Source organism: Acinetobacter sp. C15 (assembly GCF_013420645.1).
GTDB classification, from domain to species: domain Bacteria; phylum Pseudomonadota; class Gammaproteobacteria; order Pseudomonadales; family Moraxellaceae; genus Acinetobacter; species Acinetobacter indicus.
The window spans coordinates 1-2,406 of record NZ_VOXR01000099.1 but is presented as its reverse complement, the minus strand read 5'-3'; the positions used below and the strand labels follow the sequence as shown (position 1 = coordinate 2,406).

Sequence of the window (2,406 nt, the reverse complement as noted above, 5' to 3'; positions counted from 1 at the left end):
GTGATTAAGGCGGTGAGTTACACCGTGACAGCCTATGGAATTGAGGTAATCCCTAAAGCAAATGCTTTAGGTTCTTGATGGTGAAGTAGGAATTAAACATCAAACCCACATTGAGTAGGTTTGAGTAAGTTTTAAATAACGGAAAATGAGACGAAACCCTTAGCCCATAATGCGAATAATCCGGTTGGTACGTTCGTTGATCATCACGTAATCGCCATTAATTTTGTACCACTGCTGATAACGGCCGGTGTTTGGTAAACGGCGCGCTTCGCGGTCACTGACTTTATAACGGGACTGGTCATAGGCACGTGGTAAGGTCTGGCCCACACGCCAGTCACGGCTCGGATTTACGCGCACAACCGGACGTTTATGATCACGGTCCCAACGGCTGTCCTGATGTTTGTAGTGGGTTGCCGCACGACGGTCATGATCACGATGATCAGGCGCAGCCATGGCTGTGGTGGCCATAAACGCACTTAAAGACAGGGCAATGGTGGTTAATACTTTTTTCATGACGCTCACCTTTGAGTCAAACTGTATATCTCTGGAATACCTTCAAATTAACCAGAAAGTTGAGATAAAGGATGAGAGCAATTGAGATGAATTGTGAAAATCATGAAGAAAAAGCGGAGAGCCTGAAAGCCCGCTAGCATCTGCCCTACAGCCAAAATAGCAGTTTGAGGAAGTGCCGATATAAAAAAGCCCAAACTGATGTTTGGGCAACCGAGGAGTGGGACTGAAACGGTTGGAGTGCAGCTTAGAACGACAGGATTTTAAGAATACTGTGGGTATCGGCATTGACCAGAATATAGTCATTATTGACCTTATACCACTGCTGCTTGCGGTCCGGTTTAGGCAGGTTATGTTCTTTATATTCGACTTTGTAGCCATTGCCACGATAATGCTGCGGCATGACATAACCGGTTTGCCATGTATGCTGCTGTAAACGCTGATAGCCCCGTTCTTCACGCTGGCGGCGTTTTTCATAAACCTCTTTCGATTCACGATATTCACGATGTTTTTTGCCCTGACCGTGCTGACGTGACTGTTCATAGCCGCGTCCCGGATTGTCAAATTGAGGTGCAGCCGCAGTGATCCCGCTGGCCAGCAACGCACTGAAAGAGATCGCCATAACTGTCACTATCTTTTTCATGTGAAAAAACCTCGTTTATCGTCTTTTATTTCACTGTGTCTTACTGTACGAAAAAAATGCAGAGAAACTGTGAAGAAAGATCGTTAATTCTTTATCGAAAGCAGAGATATTTTGGATATTATGCTGGAAAAGTAACAGATGATGAAAGACTTATCTGTTGTCACGTGAACTGGTTATACAACATTGGGCGCAAAAAGCCTAGCCCGTATTTCCGGGATTCTGCCCGCAGTCAGTTCCATTGCTGGCTTAAGTCCTGCAGGGAGTCGATGGCATGGGCCAGACATTCGGCCTGTTGGCCATCTTCAAGTACAGCCAATAAGCTGGCGGGCAGTTGTAAGTGTTCAATGGAACGGATAATGTCATTTTTACGTTGCTGGTCGACCATGTGCTACTCCTTCAATTGATTCATTGCGGTTGAGTAGCAGTATAGGTCGGATGTTTTAATTTTAAAAACCGAATAATATTATAAAAATGATTTAAAAATACGATTTACGGTTTGGCAGTGCATAAAATTTAGCAGCGTATAAAAAAGGACCCGCAGGTCCTGGATTCAAGCATGTGTTTAGTAGGCATATTTCAGGTCAGTATAGTCGGTGAGTGACTTCTGGATATGTGCCTGAATAAATTCACGTACATCTTCAGCGCTCATTGGCTGGCCCTGTTTGGTAATCACATGCTCGACCGGGGCTTGGCCATCGACCAGAATCCGGTAGACAAAGTTTTTATAGACGGCATAGTCCTCGGCCTGTTTATAAATACCGGTGACATAGCTGTAGTGATGTTCAAAGTTTAGATCGGTATGCGAAAAGATAAACTGGTCAAACAGTTTCAGGTTTTGCCCGGCCTCGAGTGCCTGCAGCTCATCGAGAATACTGGCTTCAAATTTCATGCCGTATTTTTCAGAAATGGCTTGACCATTAATCAATAAAGACACCATGCCATCTTCATGGGTCGTTACTGTGATATTGCTAAAGTCAGACATGGGTATCTCGGGATAATCAGAAACAGGGCTTTAGTATCGGCAAATTTTGCTGAAATTCAAGCCGACTTAAGCCCAAACCGGTATATTTACGCAAAGTGGAAGCAATTACAGCTTTATGGATGGGCATAAAAAAGGAAGCACAGGGCCATTGCTGTCCCACAATTTTTCACAAGAGGAAGCTCATTTGAGCTTCCTCTTGTTTTATGGGTATTTTATCGGGTGAAAATAAAGCTTTTAAAGTTCTTCTTTCAAACAAATTCACTTGAATTAT

Annotated in this window: 4 protein-coding genes; all 4 read right to left on the bottom strand. The window is 43.9% G+C overall.

Annotated elements, in window-relative coordinates:
• Positions 1–159 precede the first annotated feature (159 nt).
• Positions 160–513: an RcnB family protein gene (locus FTT63_RS15215; RefSeq protein WP_005180985.1), complete on the bottom strand. Its 354-nt coding sequence runs from the start codon at positions 511–513 to the stop codon at positions 160–162.
• Positions 514–757: 244 nt separating this feature from the next.
• Positions 758–1,153, bottom strand: a complete 396-nt coding sequence (locus tag FTT63_RS15210; RefSeq protein ID WP_127798993.1) for an RcnB family protein — start codon at positions 1,151–1,153, stop codon at positions 758–760.
• A gap of 229 nt (positions 1,154–1,382) precedes the next feature.
• Positions 1,383–1,538 carry a hypothetical protein gene (locus tag FTT63_RS15205; protein ID WP_164844941.1) on the bottom strand — a complete coding sequence of 52 codons (156 nt, stop codon included), beginning with the start codon at positions 1,536–1,538 and terminating at the stop codon, positions 1,383–1,385.
• Positions 1,539–1,715: 177 nt separating this feature from the next.
• A complete protein-coding gene (locus tag FTT63_RS15200) occupies positions 1,716–2,135 on the bottom strand; it encodes a hypothetical protein (protein ID WP_075167942.1) in 420 nt (139 codons plus the stop codon).
• Between the last annotated feature and the right edge of the window lie 271 nt (positions 2,136–2,406).